We start from the raw sequence: 25,291 nt of genomic DNA on the forward strand, positions 1-25,291 counted from the left end.
GGATTGCCTCGGTTGGGGCACTACTCAGCTTGATCTTCACCCATGTGGGTGGCGCGTTTGGTTACTCCATTCGAGTGACACCTGTCGGGAGCGGGCCACCGGCGACGCAGGGACGGATGGCCGGTGCCGCAACCCGCCGGAGAGGCCTTGCGGGCCGTGCTCGCATTCACGTACGCAGGTATCACCAGTACGACAATCCGTACGACGTCGGCATGAGTGGACTGCTCGGCTACGGCGCCGCCTACGAGCCACCCACGAGTGCGACCTGCTGATCCTGCTCGGCACGGACTTCCCGTACAACGCCTTCCTGCCCGACGACGTGAAGATCGTCCAAGTGGACATCCGACCCGAACACCTGGGCCGTCGCTCACAGTTGGACCTCGCCGTTTGGGGCGACGCACGGGAGACGCTGCGCGCCCTGAACACCCGGGTGAAGGCCAAGACGGACCGCCGCTTCCTCGACCGCATGCTGAAGAAGCACGCGGACGCCCTCGAAGGCGTGGTGAAGGCGTACACCCGGAAGGTGGAGAAGCACACCCCGATCCACCCCGAGTACGTGGCCTCCGTCCTCGATGAACTCGCCGACGAAGACGCCGTGTTCACCGTGGACACGGGCATGTGCAACGTATGGGCGGCGCGCTATCTTTCCCCGAACGGCAAGCGTCGCATCATCGGCTCCTTCAGCCACGGCTCGATGGCCAATGCCCTCCCGCAGGCCATCGGCGCACAGTTCACCGACCGCGGCCGTCAAGTGGTGTCGATGTCGGGCGACGGCGGTTTCTCGATGCTGATGGGAGATTTCCTCACGCTGGTGCAGTACGACCTGCCCGTCAAAGTGGTCCTCTTCAACAACTCATCCCTCGGAATGGTTGAGTTGGAGATGTTGGTTTCCGGCCTTCCCTCGTACGGAACGACCAATCACAACCCGGATTTCGCGGCGATCGCGCGCGCGGCAGGCGCGTTCGGGGTGCGGGTGGAGAAGCCCAAGCAGCTCACGGGGGCTTTGAGGGACGCGTTCCGGCACAAGGGGACGGCCTTGGTGGACGTGGTGACCGATCCCAACGCCTTGTCGATTCCGCCCAGGATCAGCGCCGAGATGGTGACCGGTTTCGCACTTTCGGCCAGCAAGATCGTGCTGGACGGCGGGGTGGGCCGGATGATCCAGATGGCTCGATCCAACCTGCGCAACGTGCCGCGTCCGTAAGCCGGCAGGAGTGCGGATTGTCCCGGCGGGCATGCATCCCGTAGACCAGTTCGAGATCCGTTGGGACACGGGGGAGGTACATCGCCGTGCGGGTGGGGGCGAAGACCGGAAAGCAGTGGAGGAGAGGGCGGCCCGTGCCGCGTGAACCGTCCGTCGAGGACGGGGGAGCGGTGGACGCGTTGGAGATCACCCGAAGCGTACGCCGGGCCGATCTCAAGGCGGTGGGCGAAGTGCGCCGATCATTACGGGAGTTGATGCGTCACCGATGTCCGGCCGACACCGCCGAGGTGGCCGAGCTGCTGATCACCGAGCTCGTCACCAATGCCCTCGTCCACACGGACCAGGGCGCGGAGGTCTCCGCCAGGCTCGCCGCGGACCGGCTGCGGGTGGAGGTCAGGGACTACGCCGCACGCAGGCCCCGGCCGTACGTACCGACCGCCGACGACGGTACGCACGGCCGGGGGTTGGTGCTGGTGCAGGCCCTCGCCGATGCCTGGGGCGTGGACGCAGCGGTGCAGGCCGGCGGCAAGGTGGTGTGGTTCGAGCTGGACGGCGGCCTCGGCGGCCCTGCGTACGGGGCCGGGTACGACGGTTCGTACGGCGCTGCGTACGACGGGACGTACGACGGAGCGTGACGCGACGTGCTACGGGGGCCCGCCTGACCAGCGGGCCCCCCGCGTGCGGCGGTCGGTCAGCCGAACTGCTGCTCCAGGTCCTTGAGTTTGCGCTCCAGTGAGTCGAGGCGGGGGATGGTCTGGGTGTCGTCCTCGGCGGTGAGGTCCACCGTCCGGGGACCGGTCACCTCAGCGATCTCGGCTCCGTGCACGGCCTGCAGGGAGGGCCGGCGGCGCGGGGCGGGCAGCTGTCCCGTTTCCGCTATGGCCGGCTCCGCGCCGACCGGCGCGGAGCCCGATCCGGGGGTCAGCCCCGGCACGTCGACCTGGCGGGCGCGGGACCGGCCGAACGCCCGGTTCTGCCGGCCCAGGGCCTTGATGCGGGCCCGGTCCAGCCGGTTCTGGTCGCGCCGACGGTGGCGGTCCTGCTCCCGCTCGCGCTTGTCCTCGCGCACTTCGTCCACCGCCTCGTCGAGGGTGCGGACCCCCTCCAACAGCATGAGCGACCAGGCGCCGAAGGTCTCGCGGGGGGCCCGCAGCCAGCGGACCATCCGGATCTGCGGCAACGGCCGCGGGATCAGGCCCTGTTCGCGCAGCGCGGCCCGGCGGGTCTGCTTCAGGGCGCGGTCGAAGAGGACGGCTGCCGAGAGCGACATGCCGGAGAAGAACTGCGGGGCCCCGTCGTGTCCTGCGCCGCGCGGGGCGTGCACCCAGTTGAACCAGGCGGCGGCGCCCGCGAACAGCCAGACCAGCATGCGGGAGCCGAGGGCCGCGTCGCCGTGGCTGGCCTCGCGGACGGCGAGCACCGAGCAGAACATGGCGGCGCCGTCGAGGCCGAACGGAACCAGGTACTCCCAGCCCCCGGAGAGGTTGAGGTTCTGCCGGCCGAAGCCGACGAGCCCGTGGAAGGAGAGTGCGGCGGCCACCGCCGCACAGCAGAACAGCAGGACGTAGGAGGCGGTTCCGTAGACGGCTTCCTTGCGCCGCCGCCGCTCTTCGCTGCGCTCCCAGGTGTCCTCGGTCGCGGCCTTCTCGCCTTCCCGCTTGCCCCGCGCCAGTACCGCAACCGCCGCAAGCACGCCCAGGATCAGCAGGCTGCCGGGCAGCAGCCAGTCCAGCGATATGTCGGTCAGTCTCATGCGGATGTCCCTTGCCTCTGCCTCGCGTGTGCGGCCTTCCGGGAGCCATGGTGGCGCAGAAGATCGGCTCGGCACGCGGGTTTCGGGGCAAGTGGACGCCATCGGGGGGCGTGGCCCGCCGGATAGGGTGTTGTAGCTCGAACTGTCGCTCGTACTACCAGAGTTGTGTTCGATTATGGTCAGTCGTACGAGTGGGTTCAGATGTCAGGCGGCTGTCGTGAGGCGGGCGATGCGGTCCGCGTCGCAGGTGCGGGGGCAGGTGGTGCAGGTGTCCTCGGGCCGGATCGTGTAGAAGAGGCAGCAGCTGGCCCGGTCTCGGGTGGGCAGCCGCTCCCCGCCCGGGCCGGAGAGCGTGCGGAACGCCGCGCCCCCGGTGTAGGGGGCCGTTCTGCCGGGCAGCAGGGCGTCCAGTTCGGCCATGGCTCGGTGCTCCTCGTCCACGAGCTTCCCGAGGTGCCAGACGCCCGAGACGATCTCGTCGGTCACCATGCCCCACAGGGCGCGGCGCCCGCGCCGCATGCGCGGGCCGAAGCCTTCCAGCACGGGTTCGAGGTTCCGGGCCACCGCAGCCCGCACCTCTGCGCGCAGCGCTTCCCCATCGGGCACGACACGGGCCCCGGGGAGGGCGGCCGCCGGATCGTCCGGCAGGCAGGCGAAGGACTCGACGCGCACGCTCATGCGGCCCCCGGTCCGGTGGAACGCCACCTGCCGCGCCGGCAGGTCGGGTACCCGCCCGTGGAGGAACCAGGGGGCCGTGATCAGCAGGCAGGCGGGCCAGGCGTACCGGTGCAGGCCGAAGGTGGCCACGACGTCGGGGCGGGCCTGGCGGCCGTAGTCCCGCAGGACCTGTGCCTCGTCCCAGGCGAGGTAGCCGTCGAGCTCGGCGCCGCCGGCCGCGAGCGCGTCCGCGCCGATCCACCCCACACCGCGAGGGGCGGTCTCGTGCGCGGCGCGCTCGACGACCTGGAGACTGCCGTACACCTCGGACAGCCGTGCGTACGCGTCCGCCACCGGAGAGTCGGCCGGGGGCGGGGCGAGGACGGGGTTGTCGGGCATGGCGGAACCACCGATCCACACGGTCAGAAAGAGAGAAGGTAAGCCTTACCTTAGCTGATCTCGGGTGGCCTGTACCAGCACCCGGCGAATCGGTTCACCTATTCTCGGAGGGCCCAGCTCGAAACCCGGAGGAGGACCGAGTGCACGAAGCGGCCCACGTCAGGGTGACGGCGCTGATCCCCACGCAGAAGGTGCTGCGCCATTCGGTGCGCGGCCAAGTGCTCGACGCGCTGCGCGCGGCGCTCGTCGACGGAGACCTGGTGCCGGGGGAGATCTACTCCGGGCCGGCCCTGGGGGAGCGCTTCGGGGTCTCCGCGACCCCGGTGCGCGAAGCGATGCAGCAGCTGGCCCTGGAGGGGGCGGTGGAATGCCTCCCGAACCGGGGTTTCCGGGTGCTGTCGCGCACGCCGCGGGCGCTGGCGGAGCTCGCGGAGGTACGGGCGCTGCTGGAGGTCCCGGTGATGCTGCGGCTGGCCCGTACGGTCCCGGCGCAGGCCTGGGCGGAGCTGCGGCCGGCGGCGGCCGCCACGGCCGAGGCCGCTGCGGCCGGTGACCTGCCGGCGTACGCGGACGCGGACCGGGTGTTCCACCGGCAGGTGCTTTCCCTGGGCGGCAACGAGCAGCTGGTGTCCGTGGCGGAAGACCTCCACCGCCGGTCGCAGTGGCCGCTGCCGGGCGCCCGGCGGACCCGCCGGGAGGACCTCGTCGCCGACGCGGCGGAACACTCGGCCCTGCTGGAGGCCCTGATCGCAGGCGATCTCCCGGCCCTGGAACCCCTGATCCGCGGCCACTTCACGACCCCCTGACGCACGCCGGGCGGCGCCTCAGGTGGCCGGGGCCGGGTGGAGTTGCTCCGCCAGCCAGGTGGGGATGCCGCCCAGCAGGTGGAACAGGCGACGGGCCTCCGCGCGCAGCCGGGCCGCCTCCGGTTCCGGTTCGGCTTCGGCCAGCGCTGCCAGTGCGGGGGCCGTGCCGATCAGGAAGCCCAGGTCCTCCCGGATGCGCAGGGATTCCGCGAAGCCCTGCCGGGCCTCCGCCACCTCCCCGTCCCTCAGCGCCAGCGCCGCCAGGTGCCGCCAGGTGAACGAGAGCAGCAGGGTGTCCCCGTGCGCCAGTGCCCCCGCGTGGGCCCGGTGGTACGCGGGCCGCGCCGACTGGGGCGCGTCCGCGAGGTGCTCCGCGACCAGGCCCCGGCGGAAGTCCAGCAGGGGCCGCGTACGGGACCCCGGGGACAGCAGCGCCGCCGCCCGGCCCAGCGCGGAACGGGCCTCGTCCGAGCGGTCCCGGACCCCGAGCACGGTGGCCGCGTAGGCCAGCTGCCCGCGCTCGCAGGCCGCCGCGCCCCGCTCGTCGTCGTCCTGGGCGGCCGCCTCCGCGACCCGCAGCGCGTCCTCCGCCTCCGCCCAGCCCTGCCCGGTGAACAGGCACCGCTCGACCAGCAGCGCGGTCCGTTGTACGGCCGCTCCGGCGTCGGGTAGGTGCGGCGTCAGCAGGGCCGCCGCGTCGGTCCAACAGCCGCGCGAGCGCAGCCGCCATATCGCCCGCTGGAGGGGGTCGTCTCCCCCGGCAGTTCCGGCACCGGACATGGCGGTATCCGCCACATTGCCCTCCCCAAAGCAACCAAGCAGCACGTCGTTGAGCCCTGGGCCGAAATGAGAGCACGGATCGACGGCCGCGGCCAAGGGGTTGGGTGAACTCTTTCACAAAGTCCGGACGCCGCGTCAGGCCTCCCTCGCCGCCCCTGGCCGGATCTGCTCAGCTCATCCGCAGTGCCAGGAAGAAGTCGAGCTTGTCCTCCAGCCGCGAGAGGTCACGCCCCGTCAACTGCTCGATTCGCCCGACCCGGTAGCGCAGCGTGTTGACGTGCAGGTGCAGCCGCGTCGCGCAGCGCGTCCACGAGCCGTCGCAGTCGAGGAACGCCTCAAGCGTCGGGATGAGCTCCGCGCGGTGGCGGCGGTCGTAGTCCCGCAGCGGGTCCAGCAGGCGCGCCGTGAAGGCGCGGCGCACGTCGTCCGGGACGAACGGCAGCAGCAGCACGTGCGAGGCCAGCTCGTGGTGGCCCGCCGCGCAGACCCGGCCCGGGCGCGCCGCGGCGACCCGGCGGGCGTGCCGGGCCTCCTCCAGCGCCCCGCGCAGCCCCTCTGCGGAGTGGACGGCCGCACTGACGCCCAGGGTGAGCCGGCCGTCGCCGTCGAGGCCGGCCTGCAGGGGTTCCCGTACGGCGGAGAGCAGCTCGTCGGCGTGCAGGGCGCTGTCCGGGCCGCCCTTCTCCTCGCCGGGCTCCCCGGGCAGGGCGGGCAGCGGGACGAGCGCGATGGCCTCGTCACCCGCATGGGCCACCGCGATCCGGTCCGAGGGCTCGGGCCCCGAAACGGACGGGTCGACCAGGATCTCCTCCAGCAGCGACTGGGCCACCGGGCCGCCGGGGATGTCCCCGCCGTCCCAGTCGACCCGCGCCACGACGACCTGCCAGTGCGGGGCGGTGCCCAGCCCCGGCAGCAGCACCGGGGCCGCGACCCGCAGGCGGGCGGCGATCTCGGCGGGCGGGGCGCCCGTCTGGACCAGCTCCAGCACCTCCTGGGCGAGGCGGCGGCGCACGGTGCGGGCCGCGTCGCGCCGGTCCCGCTCGACAGCGATCAGCTGGGTCACGCCCTGGAGCAGGTCGAGCCGCTCGGCGGGCCAGTCACCGGCGTCCGCCTCGACGGCCAGCAGCCAGTCCGAGAGCACGGTTTCCCGCACGTCACGGGCCCCGGGGCCGCCCGGGCCGCGGCCGGCTCCCCTGATCGGGAACAGGGAGTACGTAATACCCTGGATGGAGATCCGGTGCGGGCCCCTGCGCCCGGTGCGGACCGCCGCCAGGTGCTCGCCGGCCAGCGCCGCACAGACGCCTGGTGCCAGGGGTTCTCCCGCTCCGGCGATCTGCCGGCCCGTGGGGGACAGCACCCAGGCGCGCAGATCGAGGTCGGTGGTGAGCAGATCGAGCACCACATCGGGTCCACCGCCCGCGGGGCCCGAGGTCATCAGACGGCGGTGCCGGTCCACGACGGCCGCGAGGTCTCCCGCGCGCTCGCCCGAGACCTGCCGCACCACGTACTCCGTGATCGTGGCGAATGCAACGTCTTCGTTCACAGCGAACAGTGGCAGCCGGTTGCGCCGACAGGCTGAAACGAGATCGTCGGGGACGTCCCCCAGCTCCGCCTCTCCGGCCGCGAGGCCCGCGACGCCGGCGCTCGCCAGGATTCGTACGAACGGCTCGGAGTCGGCTGAATTTCTTCGCCACGCCAGGCCAGTGAGGACCAGTTCACCTCCGGTGAGGTATCGGCTGGGATCCCTCAGGTCGGTCGTCATGACGCCGCGGACCGTCCGGTCGAGTTCGTCCTCGCCGCCCAGCAGCCGCAGCCCCAGCGCCTCGGTTTCCAGCAGTGCGCGCAGCCGCATGGTGTCGCCGCCGATCTGTCTCGAATGTTGCCGTTGGAAATCGGGCAGGTCGTTGCATCCTGCCTTTCATACGAATCTACAAGACTGGGGAGGCCGCCAGCCAACTCCTTCATGGTTTCGGTGACTGCACCCGGGGGACGCGCGGCTTGTGTACTGGCTCCACACCGCGTTAACAGCACGTGAACGACCAGTCGAGGGCCTCAGGGCCTCCTGGCTTGAAGTGAACGACACGATGAAGAAGAAGAGAGCCGCACATGGACTTCCTTCGCCCCGCCAGCTGGGAGGAGGCACTCGCCGCTAAGGCCGAGTACCCCACAGCTGTGCCGATTGCGGGTGGCACCGACATCATGGTCGAGATCAACTTCGACCACCGCCGTCCGGAGTACCTCCTTGACCTCAACCGCATCGGGCTGCTGCGGGAGTGGGAGGTAGGCGAGGAGGTCACCAAGCTCGGCGCCTCCGTCCCGTACACACAGATCATGGAGAACCTGCGCGGCACGCTGCCGGGTCTCGCGCTCGCCTCGCACACGGTCGCGTCCCCGCAGATCCGCAACCGCGGCGGTGTCGGCGGCAACCTCGGTTGCGCCTCGCCCGCCGGTGACTCCCACCCCGCCCTCCTCGCCGCCGGCGCCGAGGTCGAGGTCGAGTCCGTACGCGGCTCGCGCCTGATCCCGATCGACGAGTTCTACACCGGCGTCAAGCGCAACGCGCTCGCCGCCGACGAGCTCATCAAGACGGTCCACATCAAGAACGCCACCGGTCCGCAGCAGTACTCCAAGGTCGGCTCCCGCAACGCGATGGTCATCGCCGTGTGCGCCTTCGGCCTGGCCCTGCACCCCGACACCCGGACGGTCCGCACCGGCATCGGTTCGGCCGCGCCGACCCCGATCCGCGCGAAGGCCGCCGAGGAGTTCCTGAACGCCGCGCTCGAAGAAGGCGGCTTCTGGGAGTCCGGCAAGGTCATCACTCCGTCGATCGCCAAGCAGTTCGGTGAGCTCGCCACCGGCGCGGCCAACCCGATCGACGACGTCCGCGGCACGGCGAAGTACCGCCGCCACGCGGTCGGCATCATGGCTCGCCGTCAGCTCGTCTGGACGTGGGAGCAGTACCGCGGCACGAACGGCCGCTCGCTCGAAGGGGCTGCGTAATCATGCGCGTCAATTTCACTGTCAACGGCCGTCCGCAGGAAGCCGACGACGTGTGGGAGGGCGAGTCCCTCCTGTACGTGCTGCGTGAGCGCCTGGGCCTGCCCGGCTCCAAGAACGCCTGTGAGCAGGGCGAGTGCGGTTCCTGCACCGTCCGCCTCGACGGCGTGCCGGTCTGTTCCTGCCTGGTCGCGGCCGGTCAGGTCGAGGGTCGCGACGTCGTGACCGTCGAGGGCCTGGCCGACTTCGCCAAGCAGCGCGAGGAGCACGGCCACGGCGGTGCCTGCGGCACCGGCGGCGGCTGCGGCAGCAACGGCGTCTCCACCGACGAGGCCAAGCGCTGGGCCGCCAAGCCCGGTGACTCCCAGACCGGTGAGGGCGTCGAGCTCTCCAACATCCAGCAGGCGTTCATCGACGCCGGCGCCGTCCAGTGCGGCTTCTGCACCCCGGGTCTGCTCGTCCAGGCGGACGCGCTCCTGGAGCAGAACTCCGACCCGTCCGACCAGGACATCCGTGAGGCCCTGTCCGGCAACCTCTGCCGCTGCACGGGCTACGAGAAGATCCTCGACGCGGTCCGCCTGGCGGCCGCCCGTCAGGGAGAGGCGGTCTGACCATGGCTCAGAACACCCGCACCGTGCCCGCCGGTTCGCCGACGAACGTCACCCAGAAGCACAACAAGGGCGGCATCGGCGAGTCCGTCCTGCGTCCCGACGGCACCCTCAAGGTCACCGGCGAGTTCGCGTACTCCTCGGACATGTGGCACGAGGACATGCTGTGGGGCCAGACCCTGCGCAGCACGGTCGCCCACGCCGAGATCGTCTCCATCGACATCTCCGAGGCGCTGGCCATGCCGGGCGTCTACTCGGTCCTGACGTACGACGACCTGCCGGCCGAGATGAAGAACTACGGCCTGGAGATCCAGGACACCCCGGTCCTCGCCAACGGCCGGGTGCGTCACCACGGTGAGCCGGTCGCCCTCGTGGCCGCCGACCACCCGGAGACCGCCCGCCGCGCGGCCGCCAAGATCAAGATCGACTACCGTGAGCTGCCGCTCGTCACGGACGAGGCCTCCGCCCTCGCCCCCGGCGCGCCGCTGATCCACGAGGGCCGCGACGACCACCACATCGGTCACGTCCCGCACCCGAACATCGTGCACCGCCAGCCGATCATCCGCGGCAACGTGGAAGAGGCCCGCAAGCGCGCCGACGTCATCGTCGAGGGCGAGTACACCTTCGGCATGCAGGACCAGGCCTTCCTCGGTCCGGAGTCCGGCCTGGCCGTGCCGTCGGAGGACGGCGGCGTCGAGCTCTACGTCGCCACCCAGTGGCTGCACTCGGACCTCGGGCAGATCGCCCCGGTCCTGGGCCTCCCGCCGGAGAAGGTCCGCATGACGCTCTCGGGCGTCGGCGGTGCCTTCGGTGGCCGCGAGGACATCTCGATGCAGATCCACGCCTGCCTCCTGGCCCTCGCCACCAACAAGCCGGTCAAGATCGTCTACAACCGGTTCGAGTCCTTCTTCGGCCATGTGCACCGGCACCCGGCGAAGCTCTACTACGAGCACGGCGCCACCAAGGACGGCAAGCTCACGCACATGAAGTGCAAGATCGTCCTGGACGGCGGCGCGTACGCGTCCGCTTCCCCGGCGGTCGTGGGCAACGCGTCCTCCCTCTCGGTGGGTCCCTACGTCCTGGAGGACGTGGACATCGAGGCGATCGCGCTCTACACGAACAACCCGCCCTGTGGCGCGATGCGCGGCTTCGGAGCCGTCCAGGCCTGCTTCGCCTACGAGGCCCAGATGGACAAGCTCGCGGCGAAGCTGGGCATGGACCCGGTGGAGTTCCGTCAGCTGAACGCCATGGAGATGGGCACGATCATGCCCACCGGCCAGGTCGTGGACGCCCCGGCGCCCGTCGCCGAGCTGCTGCGCCGGGTCAAGGCCCGCCCGCTGCCGCCGGAGCGCCAGTGGGAGACCGCCGGCGAGGGTGCGGACGTCCGCGCGCTGCCCGGTGGCCTCTCGAACACCACGCACGGTGAGGGCGTCGTCCGCGGCGTCGGCTACGCGGTCGGCATCAAGAACGTCGGCTTCTCCGAAGGCTTCGACGACTACTCCACCGCCCGCGTGCGCCTTGAGGTCATCAACGGCGAGCCCGTCGCGATGGTCCACACGGCCATGGCGGAGGTCGGCCAGGGCGGCATCACCGTCCACGCGCAGATCGCCCGTACCGAGCTGGGCGTCACGCAGGTGACCATCCACCCGGCCGACACCCAGGTCGGCTCCGCCGGTTCCACGTCCGCCTCGCGGCAGACGTACATGACCGGTGGCGCGGTGAAGAACACCTGTGAGGCCGTCCGCGAGGCGCTCCTGGAGATCGGTCGCCGCAAGAAGGGCTCGTACCACCCGGCGTGGGCCACCGCCGAGCTGCTGCTCGAAGGCGGCAAGGTCGTCACCGACGGCGGAGAGGTCCTCGGCGACATCGCCGAGATCCTGGAGGACGAGGCGATCGACCTCGAACTTGAGTACCGGCACCACCCGACCGTCCCGTTCGACCTGGTCACCGGCCAGGGCGACGGCCACGTCCAGTACACCTTCGCCGCGCACCGCGCGGTCGTCGAGGTGGACACCGAGCTGGGCCTGGTCAAGGTCGTCGAGCTGGCGACCGCCCAGGACGTCGGCAAGGCGCTGAACATGCTCTCCGTGGTCGGCCAGATCCAGGGTGGTACCACCCAGGGCCTGGGCGTCGCGATCATGGAAGAGATCATCGTGGACCCGAAGACCGCGAAGGTGCGCAACCCCTCCTTCACGGACTACCTGATCCCGACCATCCTCGACACCCCGACCATCCCGGTCGACGTCCTGGAGCTCGCCGACCCGAAGGCGCCGTACGGCCTGCGCGGAATGGGCGAGGCCCCGACCCTCTCGTCCACCCCGGCCGTCATCGCGGCGATCCGGCAGGCGACCGGTCTGGAGATCAACAAGACGCCGATCCGTCCGGAAGCCCTCACCGGCACCCTCTAGGACGGCCTGGTCCGGGGGCCGCGAGGCCCCCGGACCCCCACAGACTCTCCGGGCGGTGTGACAGCGGGAACGTCACACTTCCAGTCGCACCGCCCGGAGCCAGAAGTCCGGAACACGAGAACCGCACCGCTCGCGGTCCGTCCCACCGGCAACACCCCCACCGCAACACCCGGTGGCCCCGGCACCCCGGAGCCGCCACCCGTACCGCAGAACCCCCGCAGTACCCGCAGTACACGCAGTGCACCTTCGCGTCGCCTCGGGCCGTCACCCCGGGTCGTGCAGCCAAACGGAGTTTCCCAAATCCCGCGTCTCCAATCTCCATGCGGGTGCCCCTTTGAACCTTGGGAGTTAGGCACCATGACCCAGTCGTTTGTAGAGCCCAAGACCACCGCGGAAGAGGCCGGCGACGGCTCTCGCACCCCCGCCGGGCGTTCTTGGCTCGACCGGTACTTTCACATCACCCATAGAGGGTCCAACGTCGGCAATGAGATTCGTGGCGGAGTCACGACCTTCATGGCCATGGCGTACATCCTCCTGCTCAACCCGCTGATCCTCTCCGGCAAGGACGTCGCCGGAGACACCATGAGCCAGAAGGCCCTCATCACCGCCACCGCGTTCGCCGCGGCGCTGACCACGCTCCTCATGGGATTCGTCGGCAAGGTCCCGCTCGCCCTGGCCGCGGGCCTCTCGGTCTCCGGCGTGCTCTCCTCCCAGGTCGCCCCGCAGATGACCTGGCCGCAGGCCATGGGCATGTGCGTGATGTACGGCGTCGTGATCTGTCTCCTGGTCGTCACCGGCCTCCGCGAGATGATCATGAACGCGATCCCGCTCGCGCTCAAGCACGCGATCACCATGGGCATCGGCATGTTCGTCGCCCTGATCGGGCTCGTGAAGGCCGGCTTCGTCGGCAAGGGCTCCGAGTTCGGTCCGCCGGTGCAGCTCGGTTCCGTCGGCGAGCTCGCCGGCTGGCCCGTCCTGATCTTCTGCGTCACCCTGCTCACGATCTTCATGCTGCAGGCCCGCAAGGTTCCCGGCGCGATCCTGATCGGCATCGTCGGCGGCACCGTGCTCGCCGCGATCCTCAACGCCGTCGCCCACATCGACGCGAAGGCCTGGCGCAACGGTCCGCCGACCCTGGAGGGCTCCGCGGTCTCGATGCCCGACTTCTCGCTCTTCGGCAAGGTCGAGTTCGGCGGCTGGGGCGACGTCGGCGTCATGACGGTCGGCATGATCGTCTTCACCCTGGTCCTCGCCGGCTTCTTCGACGCGATGGCCACCATCATCGGCGTCGGTACCGAGGCCAAGCTCGCCGACGACAAGGGCCGCATGCCGGGCCTGTCCAAGGCGCTGTTCATCGACGGCGCCGGCGGTGCCATCGGCGGCCTGGCCGGCGGCTCCGGCCAGACCGTGTTCGTCGAGTCCGCCACTGGCGTCGGTGAGGGAGCCCGCACGGGCCTCGCCTCCGTGGTCACCGGCCTCTTCTTCGCCGCCTGCCTCTTCTTCACCCCGATCACGCAGATCGTCCCGGGTGAGGTCGCCTCCGCGGCCCTCGTGGTCATCGGCGCGATGATGATGCAGAACGCCCGCCACGTGGACTGGGCCGACACCGCCACTGCCATCCCGGTCTTCCTGACCGTGGTGGTCATGCCCTTCACGTACTCGATCACCCCGGGTGTCGCCGCCGGTGTCATCTCCTACGTGGCCATCAAGATCGCGCAGGGCAAGGCCCGCGAGATCGGCGCCTTCATGTGGGTCCTGACCGGCGTCTTCCTGGTCTTCTTCGCCCTCCACCCGATCGAGGCGTGGCTCGGGGTGAAGTAAGGCCGGGCCGGTGATCCGGCCCCCGTTCTCCACGCATCCGATACTGGAAACCGAACCTCTCCGAGGAGGCCGCAATGCTGGACATCGCCGAAGAACTGAACCGGTGGGTCGAGCAGGGACGTGACTTCGCCGTCGCCACCGTGGTGGCGGTCGGCGGGAGTGCGCCCCGGCAGCCCGGAGCCGCACTCGCCGTCGACAGCGAGGGCACGGCCATCGGATCGGTTTCCGGCGGATGCGTGGAGGGCGCGGTGTACGAGCTGTGCCAGCAGGCGCTGGAGGACGGCGAGACCATCCAGGAGCGCTTCGGCTACAGCGACGACGATGCCTTCGCCGTGGGCCTGACCTGCGGCGGGATCATCGACATCCTCGTCACGCCGGTCCCCGTGGGATCCCCGGTGCGGAAGGTGTTCGCGGCCGCGCTGGCCGCGGCCGCCCGCGGGGAGGCCGCGGCGGTCGCCAGGATCGCGGAGGGTCCGGCCGAGCTCAGGGGCCGCGCCGTACTCGTCCGGGGCGAGGACGGCCACGAGGGCGGTTTCGGGGGGCACCCCGAGCTGGACCGCACCATCGCGGAAGAAGCCCGCGCCATGCTCGACGCCGGCCGGACGGGCGTGCTGGAGATCGGCGCCGACGGCAGGCTCTGCGGAGAGCCGCTCAAGGTGCTCGTCGAGTCCAGCGTCCCGCCGCCGCGGATGATCGTCTTCGGCGCCATCGACTTCGCCTCCGCCCTGGTGCGGATCGGCAAATTCCTCGGCTACCACGTGACCCTGTGCGACGCACGACCCGTGTTCGCGACGAAGAACCGTTTCCCCGAGGCGGACGGGATCGTCGTCGAATGGCCGCACCGTTACCTGGAGGCACAGTCCTCGGCAGGTCTGATCGACGGCCGGACCGTGCTGTGCGTGCTCACCCACGACGCCAAGTTCGACGTCCCGCTCCTGGAGCTCGCCCTGAAGCTGCCCGTCGCCTACGTCGGCGCCATGGGCTCCCGCCGCACCCACGAGGACCGCAACGAGCGGCTCCGCGAGGTCGGTGTGAGCGAGCTGGAGCTGGCCCGGCTGCGCTCCCCGATCGGCCTGGACCTCGGCGCCCGCTCCCCGGAGGAGACCGCGCTGTCCATCGCCGCCGAGATCGTCGCGAACCGCCGCGGCGGCTCCGGGGCGGCCCTCACCGGAGCGCACATACCGATCCACCCGGACACCTCGAACACGGTGATCGGCAGGATCGGCTCCGTCGCCTGAAGGACGGCGGGCTCCCCACCGTTGCCGGAGGGGCACCGGAACGGTACTTGAGGAGCCGTCGGGCAGAGCAGGGCGCAATCCCCGTGAGGGTTGCGCCCTTTCGCTGTTCCGCCTATTTTACCGGCCGGTAACAGCGCCTTCCTGCAACGGAGTTGAGCGGATGTCTCGGACCGCACGCACCGCCCGCACCCCCGTACGTACGCTCCTCGCCGGCTGTGTGCTGGCCGCGGCCTCGCTCGTGGCGGGCCCCGCATCGGCGGCCGGGTCGGCCGCCGATGCGGCCGGCCCCGGCGCGCGCGAGGTGCTGTTCGTAGGCAACAACTGGGAGGGCACCGCCGACGTGCTCGCCTCCACCGGCGACCTCGCCAAGGTCGGACGGATCAACATGATCCCCGACAAGGAGGAGCGGCTCCGGGAGATCTACCTCAACCCGATCAAGCTCGCCTTCTTCCTCGGCATCCGGGGCAGCGCGGGCGAGGGCCACGACCAGTTCGTCGACGACATGTACACCACCCCCGACGGCACTGCTGTGGTGGCCTCCCGCCCCAGCTTCGCGGACGTCGTCTCGATCGACGTGCGGACGGGCCGGGTGAACTGGCGCTTCCCCGTCTCCGGATACCGCTCCGACCACATGGCGGTCTCGCCGGACGGCACCCGGGTCGCCGTCTCCGCCTCCACCGCCAACACGGTGCACGTCCTCGACATCGCCACCGGACGGCAGGTCGGTTCCTTCTCCACCGGCGACAAACCGCACGAGAACACCTTCAGCCGGGACGGCCGCTTCCTATGGAACAGCGCCATCGGGGACGTGACCTCCGCCCTGGACGCGCCGTGGCTGGACTGGACGAAGGGCGACCGGAAGATCACCGTCGTCGACGCGCAGACCTTCCGCACGGTCCGCGTCATCGACATGCGCGAGCGGCTGAACGCCTTCGGTCGCCCGGACCTGTCCGACGCCGTCCGGCCCATGTCGTTCAGTCCGGACGAGTCCAAGCTCTACTTCCAGGTGTCCTTCTTCAACGGGGTCGTCGAGTACGACGTGGCCACCGACCGGATCACCCGGATCAAGGAGCTCCCCCGCAACCCCGCCACCAACGCGGACCGCACCACCTGGGTCAACGACTCCCGTCACCACGGCATGTCCATGAGCCCCGACGGGACCAAGCTCTGTGTCGCCGGGACGATGGACGACTACGCCACCGTCGTGGACCGCGCCTCCCTCACCGAGGGGCCGCTGGTGCCCGCCGACAAGCCGTACTGGGCCACCGTCGACGGGGACGGCACCGCCTGCGTGATCTCCGAGAGCGGCGCCGACCGGGTCACGGCCATCGACTTCGCGACGGGGACCAAGCGGGTGTCCGTCCCCGTCGGCGACCACCCGCAGCGCGTCCGGATCGGCCACGTTCCGGCGGGGTGGACCGGCCCGCAGTAGCAGCCGGCCTCCCCGATCCATCCCCCCCCGCAGGGCCGCGCCCGCCCGGGCGGCAGTACCCGCCACCGCCCGGGCGGCCGTGCGCGACGCGCCCGGCGGGATCAGGTGGGCAGGGAGATCCGGGCCGCCGACATGCCGAAGGAGGGGCTCCCGGGTCCCGGCGTCCGTCCCGGCGTCGGCCCGGCCGGCCTCGGGTACAGGTCTTCGTCGCGGTAACGGCGCGCCTTCTGGTGCCAGTTGAGGACTGCGGCCAGCCAGTCCTCCAGCTCCCGCACGTACGCGTCGAGCGAGGCCCGTGCTTCGGGGCCGAGGCCGTGGTCCTCGTAGAGCACCGGCAGCTGGTCGTCCCGGATGTGCTCGAACTCCTTGGTGCGCTGCACCATCAGGTCGGCGACGATCGCGAACGCCTGTGGGTAGTCGATGTCGAAGAAGTTCTGGGTGACCAGGACGTGGTTGTGGACCTCGCCCTCGACCTCGATCTCCTTCTGGTACGAGAACAGGTCGTTGATGATGCACCCGACGTCCGCCGCCGCGCTCTCCAGCGAGCGCATCACCCCGCTCCGGTAGACCTCGGCCGGGACGCCGTCGCTCTCGTGGCCGAGTCGGGCCAGGAACATCGTCAGGTACGAACCGAAGGTGAGCCGGCGCATCTCGGCGTAGTCGACCGGGTCGGGAATCCGGTTCACGGCGGTGTTGCCGATCTCCCAGACCCAGCTGTCCAGCATTCCGGCGAGGTGCTGGCGGAACTCGGCGCGCATCGCTGCGCCCATCCCGGCGGCGGTCCGCACCCACAGCTCCTGCAGGCTCCGCTCCAGCACGGTGACCGGCGCAGGGGCCTGCGCGGGATCGTCCGTGAGCAGGGAGACCAGCCGGTCGGTCGCCGCCCGGGCCGCACCGGGGGATTTCGCACCGCCGAAGACCTTGGGGTAGTAGTCGTCCGCGTACGTGCCCCACGTCAGCCACTGCGCACTGAGGTTCAGCGCCTCCGGCGAGGCGTCGGGGTCGATGCCCGCCGCGCACAGGGCGAAGTCCATGCCGACCAACTTGGGCTCGTCCCAGATGTCGGAGCCGGGATCGCCGGGTTGCGGTTCCAGCATGCCCATGTCCCGGCACCAGAGCACCAGTTCGCGGCGCGCCTGGTCCAGGTGGGGATTGAGGGTGAGCGGGAACGGCATGGGGAAGTCGGGCAGCAGCGACGGGCCCACCCGCTGGAACGGCACGTGCGTGAAGCTGCGCCGGCGCAGTTCCGCGGAGCGGGGGGCGAACAGCGAGCGCAGGTCGAGGGCGGCGGTGCCCGGTCCGGTGGGCATGAACGGCAGGGTGAGCGGGGCCGGCGTCCCCTTGGCCCCCTTGGCCTCCTCGTTCATGTAGCGGCTGGAAACCATGTGCCATTCGTGGCCGCCGGACTGCCAGTCCTGGAGTCCCTTCGCGTACGCGAGGAGGGACGCCAGCTCGAAGAGGTCGAGGCCGTGCAGGGCGGCGAGCGCGGGGACCTCGGCGAGGGCGGTGTACTCGAACTGCTGGAGGCGTGAGGTCAGCAGGTCGTTCGACAGGTCGGCGGCCTCCTGGGTGGTGCACCCCAGGAAGGTCTCCAGGACCAGGACGGCGTTGGAGAGTTCACCCTCCTGCTCCACCTCGCGCTGGTAGGAGAAGATGTCGTTGCGGATGTGCACCGCGTCGGCGAAGGCGTCGCGCAGCACTTCGAGCGGACGCGCGTGCGCGACCCGGGCCGGCACCTCGGCGGACACGTACTCGATCAGTCCGGCGGACCAGGGGGCGCCGCCGACCTTGCGGCGCATCTCGATGTATTCGAGCGGGTTGGCCACGCGGCCGATGTCGATGTTGTGGAGCTCCCACATCGACTCGTCGAGGAGGTTCCTCGTCGACTCGGAGAACCGTTCCCTCCAGTCCATCGACATCTTGGGCACGGTCCGCGACCACAGGTCCTTGAGGCCCGCCTCGACCGGGTTCGAGGGCTCGGGGAACCCGTCCGCGAGGTCCATCGGCATGAACGCGGCAAGCCCTTGGAGGTACTTCCTGGCGCCCTCGCGGTCCCGGGTGCGCTTGAAGACCTCCAGGAAGTGGTCGTCGAAGAAGAACACCCACACGTACCAGTCGGTGACCAGGTCGAGCGCGGCCCCGTCGCAGTCGGGGTGGGTGTACGAGCACAGCAGTGCGTAGTCGTGCGCGTCGAGGTCCTCCTCGTCCCACACGCCGGACCCCTCCAACATCCCGAAGCCGCGGGCCCACTGCTTGGTGTGCGTTCTCGCGGCCTCCAGGTGGGGGTTCAGTCGTGCCGGATACGGCACGTAGAAATCCGGCAGTCGAAACGGCTGTGTCACGGCGCGACGGGCCTTTCGTCGGGGGCGCGGGGGCTGCGGACGCGGCCCCCGCACGAGATCAGCAGGGCCCCTACCCCTGTTGCCGGGGAGACAAGGGGGAGTTCACCGCTTCAGGTGACGGCGGTGTCGTTCCGCGACGGCGGGGTCCGGTGGGAGCTAGAGAAGCCCTTGAGCCAAGCGGGACGCGCGTGCGGGCCCGGCGTGCGGGCCCGGCGCGCGGGACGTGGTTGACCCGGCGATCGAACGCCACATGACCGTGCCGTGATCGCGGGACTCCCCGCTAAGTAGCCAGGCTGACCGGCTTTGTGCGGGTGACGGGTCAATTCCAAAGGGCGCCCGGTATACGTCCCGTCACACGGCGTTCGAATTCATTCGAATGGTGTGGAGGGGTCCTTTCGAAGGTATTGCGCCGCAAACTGGGCTGCGCATGTATCCGGCCACTGGTGGCTGAAAATGGTCAGACCGAAAGCCGGACCATTGACTATCTCCACCCCGTGCGTGTCTACTCGGTGCGCCGGCCACGTAATGAGGCGGATGCACCTCCCGTGCATATCGACCGCCTTGGCCGGTCAATCCATCGATGTGCGTGAGCACGCGTAAAGAGAGGGAATTACATGAACAAGGTTCTTGCAGTCCTGCGCAGCACCCCGATCTGCCGGGATCTCTCGTTCGTCAAGAAGAGCGAGCCGAGCCTGAAGCAGAGCGCCTGGTACTTCTGGTACTAAGCCGAAAATTTTAGAACCGGGCCCGTACCCGGCAGGGCCGGACCCCCGACTCTCCGGCCCCGCCGTGTACGGGCCTTCCGCATTCCCCGGAGCTTTCATATGCCAGCCACGTCCCACACGGATTCGCGCACGCGCCGTGTCACCGTATTCGCCCCGCGACTCCAGGCGCTCATCGACGACCACCTCGGCAAGGACCTCGTCCGACTGGAGCCCGATACCATCGGAATTGCGGGAGCAGAACTCTCCGACCGGATTCTCGCTGCTCGAAAGGCGACCGAGACCGAGCGGCCCACCTTCAAGCCCCTGCACGGCCGGTCCATTTCCAAGGCCGAGGCCTCGTCGGTGATGCGCACCATCGGGAAAGACGTGCGCAAAGCCCTGGAAGAACCGATACCGCAAGACGCGGACCTATCGGGACCGTGGCCCCTGACCGGACACAATTTCCTGCGCGACCTGATCCTGCGCGACGATCCCCACCGGCTGCGGATCTTGATGTCCCGGACGCTGGAGATCGACCCGAAGCTGACCTGGTCCACGATCGTCGCCGGAGCCGCGCTCCCGCGCCGGCCCCGGCCCGGCCCGCACCTGACGCACATCGCCGGCCTGTTCGCCGAGGCCGAGGGCTACCACGACCGCCGGTACGCCATGGGCATGTACCGGCGCGCGGCCGCCCCCGTCTGTTTCACCGTCTCGACCCTCGTCGCCAACGCCCTGTGGCTCGGCGCCCCCTTCGACGACGGCGACTCGAACCGCAACATCCTCCACGAGGCGATGCGGCTGCTGCCGCCCTCCTGGAACCTGCTGCGCAACCGCTGCCCCGAGTACCCCGCCCTCGACTCCCGCATCGGCCCCGGCGACGACGTACTGGTGCTGCCGCTGCTCACCCACCGCGACCCCGCCCTGTGGGACGCCCCGCAGGAGTTCCGGCCCGCCCGCTGGGACACCCTCGACCCGGACACCACCCCCGGCTACATGCCGTTCGGCCACGCGAGCGAGCGCTGCTGGGGACGGCACATGGTGATGCCGCTCGCGGAGCTCCTGCTCGACCACATCCGCCGGACCGGGCTCGTCGTCGCCCCGGGCCAGCGCACCGCCGACGTGCCGCTCGTCGGGCTCCTCGGAGTGAAGACCGTCCACATCGGCCACAGGAACCGGGTGAAGCATGCGTGACCGCAAGGCCCAGCACCCCGAGATCGTGGAAGTCCTGGACAACGACTGGCACGGCCACGCCCACGAGATCTACCGGAACTGGCGCCGCGACGGCGGCATCCGGTACGTCCGCTACCCCGGCCCCGGCGCGATCGAAGGCTGGGTCGTCACCGGGCACGCGCAGGCCAAGGCTCTGCTCGCCGACCCGCGGCTGTCGAAGAACCAGGCCGTCCAGCGGTTCGGCCGGCACACCGGGCTCACCGAGGGCCCCGGAGCGGCGATGTTCTCGCACATGCTCAACGCCGACCCGCCCGACCACACCCGCCTGCGCAGGCTCGTACAGAAGGCGTTCACCGCCCGCCGCACCGCGAGCCTGCGCCCCATGGTCGAGCAGCTCGTCACCCAACTGCTCGACGCCCTCGACGGCAAGGCCGAAGCGGAGCTGATCTCCGAGTTCGCCCTCCCGCTGCCGGTCGCCGTCGTCTTCGAGCTGTTCGGCGCCTCCGACGCCGACCACGAGATCCTCCGGATACGCGGCAACAGCCTCGGCGGCGGCCAAGACGACGGCGAGGTCTCCGTCTTCACCGCGGAGAGCATGCTGGCCTACCTCCGCGCCCTCATCGCCCTCAAACGCGAGGACCCGGTGGACGACGGGCTGCTGTCCGCCCTGCTCACCGCCCGCGACGAGGACGGCGACGCCCTCACCGAGGACGAGATCACCTCCATGTCCTTCCTCCTCGTCGTCGCCGGACACCAGACCACGGTCAACCTCGTCGCGAACGGCATCCACGCCCTGCTCACCCACCCCGACCAGCTGGCCGCGCTGCGCGCCAACCCGGCACGGGCGCAAGGAGCGGTCGAAGAGGTCCTGCGATACGAGTCCCCGTCCGGCCTTGCCTCGCTGCGCTACGCCACCGAGCGCATCACGGTGGGCGGAGTGACCATCCGCAAGGGCGACTTCGTGCAGATCTCGCTGCTCGGCGCCGACCGGGACCCCGCCGTCTTCGCCGACCCCGACCGGTTCGACATCGGCCGGGCCGACGCGGGCCGACACCTGGCCTTCGGTCACGGCATCCACCACTGCATCGGGGCGCCGCTCGCCCGTCTCCAGGGCGAGATCGCCCTCACCCGGATCGTCGAACGCTTCCCCCGCCTGCGGCTGCACGAGGCGCACGAGGCGCGGTGGCAGTCCAACCCCCGCCACCGGGGCCTGCTCAGCCTGCCCGTACGGCTGGACTGAGGGGGTACCGACGAAGGAGCCGCCCTCCGCGCCCCGGCAGGGGAGGGCGGGGAGGGCGGCTCCTTCGCTGTGGACGTCGACGCGCGGACTACTCCGCCTCGCCCTCCAGATTGCCCTCGGTGTCCAGGTACACCTGGCGCAGGGCTTCGAGGACCTGCGGGTCCGGCTTCTCCCACATGCCGCGCGACTCGGCCTCCAGCAGCCGCTCCGCGATGCCGTGCAGGGCCCAGGGGTTGGCTTCCTCCAGGAAGGCGCGGTTCTCGGGGTCCAAGACGTACGTCTGCGTCAGCTTGTCGTACATCCAGTCCGCCACCACGCCCGTCGTGGCGTCGTAGCCGAAGAGGTAGTCGACCGTCGCCGCCAGCTCGAAGGCGCCCTTGTAGCCGTGGCGGCGCATCGCCTCGATCCACTTGGGGTTGACCACGCGGGCGCGGAAGACGCGGGAGGTCTCCTCCACCAGGGTGCGGGTCTTGACCGTCTCCGGGCGGGTGGAGTCGCCGATGTACGCCTCCGGGGCCGTGCCCCGCAGTGCGCGGACCGTGGCCACCATGCCGCCGTGGTACTGGAAGTAGTCGTCCGAGTCGGCGATGTCGTGCTCGCGGGTGTCCGTGTTCTTCGCGGCCACCGTGATCCGCTTGTACGCGGTCTCCATCTCCTCGCGCGCCGCCCGGCCCTCCAGACCGCGGCCGTACGCGTACCCGCCCCACACCGTGTAGACCTCCGCGAGGTCGGCGTCCGTACGCCAGTCTCGGGAGTCGATCAGCTGGAGGATGCCGGCGCCGTACGTGCCCGGGCGCGAGCCGAAGATACGGGTCGTCGCGCGGCGCTCGTCGCCGTGCTCGGCCAGGTCCGCCTGGGCGTGGGCCCGGACGAAGTTCTGCGCGGCCGGCTCGTCGAGCGAGGCGGCGAGCCGTACGGCGTCGTCCAGCAGGCCGATGACGTGCGGGAACGCGTCCCGGAAGAAGCCCGAGATGCGCAGCGTGACGTCGATGCGCGGGCGGCCCAGCTCGTCGAGCGGGATCGGCTCCAGACCGGTGACGCGACGCGAGGCCTCGTCCCAGACGGGGCGGATGCCGAGCAGCGACAGCGCCTCGGCGACGTCGTCGCCGGAGGTGCGCATCGCGCTGGTGCCCCACAGGGACAGGCCGACCGAGGCCGGCCACTCGCCGTTGTCCGTGCGGTAGCGGTTCAGCAGGGACTCGGCGAGCGCCTGACCGGTCTCCCACGCGAGGCGGGAGGGGACGGCCTTCGGGTCCACCGAGTAGAAGTTCCGGCCGGTCGGGAGCACGTTCACCAGGCCGCGCAGCGGCGACCCGGACGGGCCCGCCGGGACGAAGGCGCCGTCGAGGGCGCTCACCACGTGGGCGATCTCGTCGGTTGTGCCGGCCAGCCGCGGGACGACCTCGCGGACCGCGAAGTCCAGTACGGCCGCCACGTCCGCCGAGTACCTGCCGGCGACCGAAGCCACCGCCTCCGGGGCCCAGTTCGCGTCCTCCATCGCCTGTACCAGCGCGCGGGCCGTCTCCTCCGCCTGGTCGGCGGTCGTACGGGTGGCCGCGGACTCGTCCAGGCCGAGCGCCTCGCGCAGGCCGGGCAGGGCCGTCGTACCGCCCCAGATCTGGCGGGCGCGCAGGATCGCGAGGACCAGGTTGACCCGGGCCCCGCCGGTCGGGGCGCCGCCCAGGACGTGCAGGCCGTCGCGGATCTGGGCGTCCTTGACCTCGCACAGCCAGCCGTCGACGTGCAGCAGGAAGTCGTCGAAGCCGTCGTCGTCCGGACGCTCCTCCAACCCCAGGTCGTGGTCCAGCTTCGCGGCCTGGATCAGCGTCCAGATCTGGGCGCGGATGGCCGGCAGCTTCGCCGGGTCCATCGCGGAGATCTGCGCGTACTCGTCCAGGTGCTGCTCCAGGCGAGCGATGTCGCCGTACGACTCCGCGCGCGCCATCGGCGGCACCAGGTGGTCGACCAGGGTGGCGTGCACGCGGCGCTTGGCCTGCGTGCCCTCGCCCGGGTCGTTGACCAGGAACGGGTAGATCAGCGGCAGGTCGCCGAGCGCGGCGTCCGGCGCGCAGGCCGCCGACAGGCCGGCGTTCTTGCCCGGCAGCCACTCCAGGTTGCCGTGCTTGCCCAGGTGGATCATCGCGTCGGCGCCGAAACCGCCGTCCTCGGCGCGGGCTTGGATCCAGCGGTACGCCGCCAGGTAGTGGTGCGAGGGCGGCAGGTCCGGGTCGTGGTAGATCGCGATCGGGTTCTCGCCGAATCCGCGCGGCGGCTGGATCAGGATGAGCAGGTTCCCGCGGCGCAGCGCCGCCAGGACGATGTCGCCGTCCGGGTTGGCCGAACGGTCCACGAACATGTTGCCCGGGGCCTCGCCCCAGTGCTCCTCGACGCTTTCGCGCAGCTCGGCCGGGAGCTCCGCGAACCAGCGCTTGTAGTCGGCGGCCGGGATCCGGACCGGGTTGCGGGCCAGCTGCTCCTCGGTCAGCCAGTCCTGGTCGTGGCCGCCGGCCTCGATCAGGGCGCGGATCAGCTCGTCGCCGTCGCCGGACACCAGGCCCGGGACGTCCTCTACCGGGCCGAAGTCGTAGCCGCCCGCGATGAGCGTGCGCAGCAGCTCCACGGCGCTGGCCGGGGTGTCGAGGCCGACCGCGTTGCCGATGCGGGAGTGCTTGGTGGGGTACGCGGACAGGACGAGGGCGATCTTCTTGTCGCGGCGCTCGATGTGCCGCAGCCGGGCGTGCCGCACGGCGATGCCGGCGACGCGGGCGGCGCGCTCGGGGTCGGCCACGTACGCGGGCAGGCCGTCCTCGTCGAGCTCCTTGAAGGAGAACGGGACGGTGATCAGACGGCCGTCGAACTCCGGTACGGCGACCTGCGTCGCGGCGTCGAGCGGGGACAGGCCCTCGTCGCTCTCCTCCCAGGCGCTGCGCGAGCCGGTCAGGCACAGGGCCTGGAGGATCGGCACCCCGAGCGCGGCCAGCGCGCCCGCGTCCCAGGACTCGTCGTCACCGCCGGCCGAGGCGGTGGCGGGCTTGGTGCCGCCGGCCGCGAGCACCGTCGTGACGATGGCGTCCGCCGACTCCAGCTCGGCGATCAGCTCCGGCTCCGGCGTGCGCAAGGAGGAAACGTACAGCGGGACGGGCGTGCCGCCGGTCTCCACGATCGCGTCGCACAGGGCGTGCACGAAGGCGGTGTTGCCGCTCATCTGGTGGGCGCGGTAGTACAGCACGGCGATCCGCGGGCCGTACGGGCGCACGGGGGTGCGCTCCAGCGGGCCCCAGGTCGGCGCGGCGGCGGGCGGCTCGAAGCCGTGGCCGGTCAGCAGCACGGTGTCGGAGAGGAACCGGGCCAGCTGGTCCAGGTTGGCGGGACCACCGTGGGCGAGGTAGCCGTGTGCCTCGGCGGCGATGCCGATCGGGACCGTGGAGGCCTCCATCAGCTGTGCGTCCGGGGCCTGTTCGCCGGTGAGGACGACCACCGGACGGGTCTGTTCGGGAGCCAGGAGCAGGTCGAGCCCGTCCTGCCAGGCGCGCAGGCCGCCGAGGAGGCGTACGACGACCAGGTCGACGCCGTCGAGCAGCCCGGGGAGGTCGTCGAGGGGAAGGCGGGAGGGGTTCGCGAACCGGTACGGCACGGGGCCGTCCGCGGCGGCGCGGGCGCTGAGCAGATCGGTGTCGGACGTCGACAGCAGCAGGATCATGCGGCGGCAGGCCTTCCTCGGGGTTTCCGCGC

Annotated in this window: 16 protein-coding genes and 1 pseudogene; 11 read left to right on the plus strand and 6 right to left on the minus strand. The window is 70.8% G+C overall.

What is annotated here, in order from left to right; all coding sequences use genetic code 11:
• Positions 1 to 185: 185 nt before the first annotated feature.
• Both OG974_RS02120 and OG974_RS02125 read left to right on the plus strand, forming a co-directional pair.
• A pseudogene (locus OG974_RS02120) lies at positions 186 to 1,204 on the plus strand (thiamine pyrophosphate-dependent enzyme); the annotation flags it as partial.
• A gap of 254 nt (positions 1,205 to 1,458) precedes the next feature.
• Positions 1,459 to 1,839 (plus strand): ATP-binding protein, encoded by a 381-nt coding sequence (locus OG974_RS02125; RefSeq protein WP_371646700.1) that lies wholly within the window; start codon positions 1,459 to 1,461, stop codon positions 1,837 to 1,839.
• Between the two features lie 56 nt (positions 1,840 to 1,895).
• Here OG974_RS02125 and OG974_RS02130 read toward each other — a convergent pair whose 3' ends face one another.
• Both OG974_RS02130 and OG974_RS02135 read right to left on the minus strand, forming a co-directional pair.
• Entirely contained in the window at positions 1,896 to 2,957 is a 1,062-nt protein-coding gene (locus tag OG974_RS02130) for a DUF2637 domain-containing protein (RefSeq protein ID WP_327279262.1), read from the minus strand.
• Positions 2,958 to 3,161: 204 nt separating this feature from the next.
• Positions 3,162 to 4,013: a (2Fe-2S)-binding protein gene (locus OG974_RS02135; protein ID WP_327279263.1), complete on the minus strand. Its 852-nt coding sequence runs from the start codon at positions 4,011 to 4,013 to the stop codon at positions 3,162 to 3,164.
• On the opposite strand from OG974_RS02135, the gene OG974_RS02140 reads away from it, so the two are divergent.
• Positions 3,950 to 4,819 carry a GntR family transcriptional regulator gene (locus OG974_RS02140; protein ID WP_371645196.1) on the plus strand — a complete coding sequence of 290 codons (870 nt, stop codon included), beginning with the start codon at positions 3,950 to 3,952 and terminating at the stop codon, positions 4,817 to 4,819. The two genes, OG974_RS02135 and OG974_RS02140, sit on opposite strands and share 64 nt — an antisense overlap.
• Positions 4,820 to 4,837: 18 nt before the next feature.
• On the opposite strand, the gene OG974_RS02145 is transcribed toward OG974_RS02140, so the two are convergent.
• Both OG974_RS02145 and OG974_RS02150 read right to left on the minus strand, forming a co-directional pair.
• Positions 4,838 to 5,599, minus strand: a complete 762-nt coding sequence (locus OG974_RS02145) for a hypothetical protein (protein WP_327279264.1) — start codon at positions 5,597 to 5,599, stop codon at positions 4,838 to 4,840.
• Positions 5,600 to 5,768: 169 nt separating this feature from the next.
• The gene (locus OG974_RS02150; RefSeq protein ID WP_327279265.1) at positions 5,769 to 7,451 is read right to left on the minus strand and encodes a PucR family transcriptional regulator ligand-binding domain-containing protein; all 1,683 of its coding nucleotides are present in this window, start codon (positions 7,449 to 7,451) and stop codon (positions 5,769 to 5,771) included.
• Positions 7,452 to 7,705: 254 nt separating this feature from the next.
• Here OG974_RS02150 and OG974_RS02155 point away from each other — a divergent pair, with 254 nt between their 5' ends.
• The 6 genes from OG974_RS02155 (at position 7,706) to OG974_RS02180 (ending at position 16,103) form a co-directional block, all read left to right on the plus strand.
• Positions 7,706 to 8,599 (plus strand): xanthine dehydrogenase family protein subunit M, encoded by an 894-nt coding sequence (locus OG974_RS02155; RefSeq protein ID WP_266634408.1) that lies wholly within the window; start codon positions 7,706 to 7,708, stop codon positions 8,597 to 8,599.
• A 2-nt stretch (positions 8,600 to 8,601) separates the two neighbouring features.
• Complete coding sequence (locus OG974_RS02160) at positions 8,602 to 9,207, plus strand: (2Fe-2S)-binding protein (protein WP_327279266.1); 606 nt, start codon at positions 8,602 to 8,604, stop codon at positions 9,205 to 9,207.
• Between the two features lie 2 nt (positions 9,208 to 9,209).
• On the plus strand, positions 9,210 to 11,612 hold the full coding sequence (gene pucD / locus OG974_RS02165) for a xanthine dehydrogenase subunit D (protein ID WP_327279267.1): 2,403 nt from the start codon (positions 9,210 to 9,212) through the stop codon (positions 11,610 to 11,612).
• Positions 11,613 to 11,969: 357 nt separating this feature from the next.
• Positions 11,970 to 13,433, plus strand: a complete 1,464-nt coding sequence (locus tag OG974_RS02170; RefSeq protein ID WP_327279268.1) for an NCS2 family permease — start codon at positions 11,970 to 11,972, stop codon at positions 13,431 to 13,433.
• 74 nt (positions 13,434 to 13,507) lie between these two features.
• Positions 13,508 to 14,671: an XdhC/CoxI family protein gene (locus OG974_RS02175; RefSeq protein ID WP_327279269.1), complete on the plus strand. Its 1,164-nt coding sequence runs from the start codon at positions 13,508 to 13,510 to the stop codon at positions 14,669 to 14,671.
• A gap of 160 nt (positions 14,672 to 14,831) precedes the next feature.
• Positions 14,832 to 16,103 (plus strand): YncE family protein, encoded by a 1,272-nt coding sequence (locus tag OG974_RS02180; protein WP_327279270.1) that lies wholly within the window; start codon positions 14,832 to 14,834, stop codon positions 16,101 to 16,103.
• Between the two features lie 101 nt (positions 16,104 to 16,204).
• On the opposite strand, the gene OG974_RS02185 is transcribed toward OG974_RS02180, so the two are convergent.
• The gene (locus OG974_RS02185) at positions 16,205 to 18,445 is read right to left on the minus strand and encodes a germacradienol/geosmin synthase (protein WP_371645199.1); all 2,241 of its coding nucleotides are present in this window, start codon (positions 18,443 to 18,445) and stop codon (positions 16,205 to 16,207) included.
• Between the two features lie 824 nt (positions 18,446 to 19,269).
• Between OG974_RS02185 and OG974_RS02190 the strand changes: the two genes are divergently transcribed.
• On the plus strand, positions 19,270 to 20,340 hold the full coding sequence (locus tag OG974_RS02190) for a cytochrome P450 (protein ID WP_328764164.1): 1,071 nt from the start codon (positions 19,270 to 19,272) through the stop codon (positions 20,338 to 20,340).
• The gene (locus OG974_RS02195) at positions 20,333 to 21,559 is read left to right on the plus strand and encodes a cytochrome P450 (protein ID WP_371645200.1); all 1,227 of its coding nucleotides are present in this window, start codon (positions 20,333 to 20,335) and stop codon (positions 21,557 to 21,559) included. The genes OG974_RS02190 and OG974_RS02195 overlap by 8 nt, the downstream gene beginning before the upstream one ends.
• Positions 21,560 to 21,647: 88 nt before the next feature.
• On the opposite strand, the gene cobN is transcribed toward OG974_RS02195, so the two are convergent.
• The gene (gene cobN, locus OG974_RS02200) at positions 21,648 to 25,259 is read right to left on the minus strand and encodes a cobaltochelatase subunit CobN (RefSeq protein WP_371645202.1); all 3,612 of its coding nucleotides are present in this window, start codon (positions 25,257 to 25,259) and stop codon (positions 21,648 to 21,650) included.
• Positions 25,260 to 25,291: the final 32 nt, after the last annotated feature.

This window comes from Streptomyces sp. NBC_00597, assembly GCF_041431095.1.
Classification (GTDB): domain Bacteria; phylum Actinomycetota; class Actinomycetes; order Streptomycetales; family Streptomycetaceae; genus Streptomyces.

Excerpts from the sequence above, each read along its gene's own strand:
- pucD (WP_327279267.1), top strand. The coding sequence starts at position 9,210 with ATGGCTCAGAACACCCGCACCGTGCCCGCCGGTTCGCCGACGAACGTC.
- OG974_RS02170 (WP_327279268.1), top strand. The coding sequence starts at position 11,970 with ATGACCCAGTCGTTTGTAGAGCCCAAGACCACCGCGGAAGAGGCCGGC.
- OG974_RS02195 (WP_371645200.1), top strand. The coding sequence starts at position 20,333 with ATGCGTGACCGCAAGGCCCAGCACCCCGAGATCGTGGAAGTCCTGGAC.
- OG974_RS02145 (WP_327279264.1), bottom strand. The coding sequence starts at position 5,599 with ATGTCCGGTGCCGGAACTGCCGGGGGAGACGACCCCCTCCAGCGGGCG.
- OG974_RS02150 (WP_327279265.1), bottom strand. The coding sequence starts at position 7,451 with ATGCGGCTGCGCGCACTGCTGGAAACCGAGGCGCTGGGGCTGCGGCTG.
- OG974_RS02160 (WP_327279266.1), top strand. The coding sequence starts at position 8,602 with ATGCGCGTCAATTTCACTGTCAACGGCCGTCCGCAGGAAGCCGACGAC.
- OG974_RS02155 (WP_266634408.1), top strand. The coding sequence starts at position 7,706 with ATGGACTTCCTTCGCCCCGCCAGCTGGGAGGAGGCACTCGCCGCTAAG.
- OG974_RS02175 (WP_327279269.1), top strand. The coding sequence starts at position 13,508 with ATGCTGGACATCGCCGAAGAACTGAACCGGTGGGTCGAGCAGGGACGT.
- OG974_RS02180 (WP_327279270.1), top strand. The coding sequence starts at position 14,832 with ATGTCTCGGACCGCACGCACCGCCCGCACCCCCGTACGTACGCTCCTC.
- OG974_RS02125 (WP_371646700.1), top strand. The coding sequence starts at position 1,459 with ATGCGTCACCGATGTCCGGCCGACACCGCCGAGGTGGCCGAGCTGCTG.
- OG974_RS02135 (WP_327279263.1), bottom strand. The coding sequence starts at position 4,013 with ATGCCCGACAACCCCGTCCTCGCCCCGCCCCCGGCCGACTCTCCGGTG.
- OG974_RS02190 (WP_328764164.1), top strand. The coding sequence starts at position 19,270 with ATGCCAGCCACGTCCCACACGGATTCGCGCACGCGCCGTGTCACCGTA.
- cobN (WP_371645202.1), bottom strand. The coding sequence starts at position 25,259 with ATGATCCTGCTGCTGTCGACGTCCGACACCGATCTGCTCAGCGCCCGC.
- OG974_RS02130 (WP_327279262.1), bottom strand. The coding sequence starts at position 2,957 with ATGAGACTGACCGACATATCGCTGGACTGGCTGCTGCCCGGCAGCCTG.